Origin of the sequence: Dialister sp., from assembly GCF_036343215.1 — a bacterium.
Classification (GTDB): domain Bacteria; phylum Bacillota; class Negativicutes; order Veillonellales; family Dialisteraceae; genus Dialister.
Genome location: NZ_JAZASU010000156.1, coordinates 1 through 2,802, shown reverse-complemented (window position 1 = coordinate 2,802; position 2,802 = coordinate 1). Strand labels below are relative to the sequence as shown.

The 2,802-nt window shown below is 47.1% G+C and carries 1 protein-coding gene; it reads right to left on the bottom strand.

Translation table 11 applies throughout. The features are described from left to right. Positions 1-926 precede the first annotated feature (926 nt). Positions 927-2,132: a Fic family protein gene (locus tag VZT47_RS09950; RefSeq protein ID WP_330224807.1), complete on the bottom strand. Its 1,206-nt coding sequence runs from the start codon at positions 2,130-2,132 to the stop codon at positions 927-929. Positions 2,133-2,802 lie beyond the last annotated feature (670 nt).

Below are 2,802 nucleotides of genomic sequence, written 5' to 3'. Positions count from 1 at the left end.
CAGCCCCTTGATGCCGGAATGTAAATCTGATAAAATCCCCAGGCCAGGGCAACTGTATAAAAATTGACCGCATTTCTAAAAACTCGAATTCCGATTATTTGACAAAGGGTAAGATTCATGCCGCTGCTGCGGCGATTGTATTTAAGCCGGGCCTATAGTGGAAATGAAACTATATGACCGATTGACTTTTGAATCGGGGATGATCGGGAATGTCGGGGATATCGGGGATCCTGGGAAGGAGGCGGCCTGACGGCCGCGGAGTATATATGGGGACTTTACACAGGCGATGTGGAAAATCCCGTACAAGCCGGAATGTTCAAGGCTCCCCAGGCTTGGGGGGGCTGTCTGCGGAGCAGACTGAGGGGTTGTACTACAGGTACAAGACGAAAATGAGGCTGACTGACGGAACATTCCCGGGAGAATTGTCTGTATCCGTAAAAAGCGAGCTCCCCGAAGTGCGGGGAGCCCCGCGAATGCGGTGAGGGGATGTCAGGCACATGCAAGTCGAAAATGTCTCAAAAGGACCATGATTTTTGGATTCGGTAATAAGCACACATGTGGCTGACTGACGAAACAATTTTGCTCTAATTGCCTCTACCGGCAAGCAGGCAGGCTCTCCCTCGGGAACACCCCGAAGGGGTGAGAGGGCAAATCGATTCGGAGAATCGATTTGCTCACGAAAGATTCCCATGAAGGGTCCATCCCTGCCCTATCAGTCTGCTGCGCAGCCAGCTTCCCCGGAGGGGAAGCCTTTCCGCGAAAATTTTGAGGCAATTCCGATGAAAATGGTACGTCATGAGCCTCATTTCCTGCAAGGCACAGATGAGGAAAAACTTTGTAAAAGAAACAGGAGCCAATTGTGCAATTTTTGCGATTTTTGCATAATTGGCTCTTTCATTTGAACGTACCTGTGCAAAGCTGCACAGTTATTTCAGTGTTTCAAGGTTCAGGGAGTAACGATAGGCGTGATGGTCTTTATTAACAATGACGAGGTCCGATGGGAAATGATCGATCCGGCTGCGGATGGTCCGTTCACCCAGATGGACAGCATCCTTTATTTCTGAAAGCGGTATGCCCTCTTCGGAAAAGAGGGCAGTCTGCAGAAGAATCAGGCAGATCGTTCTGTCTTTTGGATTGGAAATCGTAGAAAGAGGAGGTCTCCCTGCCAGTTCCGTAAGTTTCCGGGAGCGGTTTTTGAGTTCCGAAGTGACGGAATCGATACTGTCAAGAATGATTTTCAGGAAATCGGTGATGAAAAGTGTTAAATCTCCTGCATTTCCCGGGGAATTGGCGATTTCAAACATTTTATAGTACAGCTTCAGAGACTTTTTGACAGTCATCGAAAACCTCATGGCTGCCAGGGGATTCAGGATTTTTGAAAGATAGTAAGACGCGATGAACCGGGAAGTCCGCCCGTTTCCATCATAAAAAGGATGGATATAGCCGAAGAAATAATGGAAGAGGGCGATCCGGACCAGGGGAGCTGTTTCGGGATCGTTCAGTATAGAAAGAGCTTTGTCCATGGTTTCGATGATGAGACTTTCCGGATAGAGGCCCTGATGAATCACTTTCGCCGGGGAGCGGACTTCTACCGCATTTTTTCTGAAAATAAGTCCGTCAGGCCGATTATCCTTATCATCCCGGAGAACCTCATCCAGCACGAAATCATCATAGAATGACCGAAGCTCGTAACTATTCTGAAAAGGGATATTTTCTGACTTTTCCAGGCGGCTGTACTTGTTGACAATACTCCAGAACCGGACAGAATGGGCAGCCGAAGAGTCCTCCTGGGCGGCCATGGCGGTCCGTATTTCCTTCCTGGTACTTTTGACCCCTTCGATATCATTGGTGGATTTGATTTCCTCCACCATGGAAGAACGGATGAAATGGGAAATCGCAAGAGGCGGCACCTTTTCCATCAGCCTGGTGAGCGACAGCATGGATTCCAGAATGTCGTTCAGAAGACCCATGATTTCATCAGTCCCATAGTAAAAGGCGGGAAAAGACCGGGCGGAATTCAGATGGTGAATGGGGATTCCCAGATGATGAGCGGCAGGAGAATCATAGAGCCTCCGGTACAAAACCTGCCATTCTGATTCATCCTGATGAAATACGATATGAAGCGGCTGCATGGTCAATCCTCCTCTCCTGAAAAATTGTCTGTTTCTGTAGAAATATATCCTTATTATAGGACCAATTGTGCAAATTTTCAATTTTTTGCACAATTGGCCCTTTCATTTGAACTTACCTGTGCAAATCTGCACAAGAGGAAAAGCTCCGTAGGTCCCTGCGTGGAGGAAAACTGCCATTCTCAGAGACCTTTGAATCGGGGGTGTCGGGAATCCCGGGATTATCGGGGCTCCCGGGAAGGTGGCGGCCTGATACGGTACGAGTATATGGGGAATCTGCTCAGGCGATGTTTGAAATATCCCTGCAAATCGAAACGTTCAAGATTCCCCTGTATGCCCTTGTCAGGGGAAGGAGTTGTACAATCGTACAAGTCAAAAATGAGATGAGTGGAAATCTCCTCCCGGGGAGTTGGGGCTGTACAATAATTACACAACATGTTGAATGACTGAATTTTATAAAGTAATCAGTTCTCAGTTCATAGTTCTCAGTGGAGGAGGCCCGCATCAAATGAGATGGCGGGCCATTTTTATACACAGTTTTCATTGGGAATGATTCATTTTTTTATATAAAAAGGCCGCTTTTCCTTCGTAATGGCCCACCACAACTGCGAACTGATAACTAATAACTGATAACTTTTGTCCCTAAAGTTTTTAAAATAATGATTTCTATTTT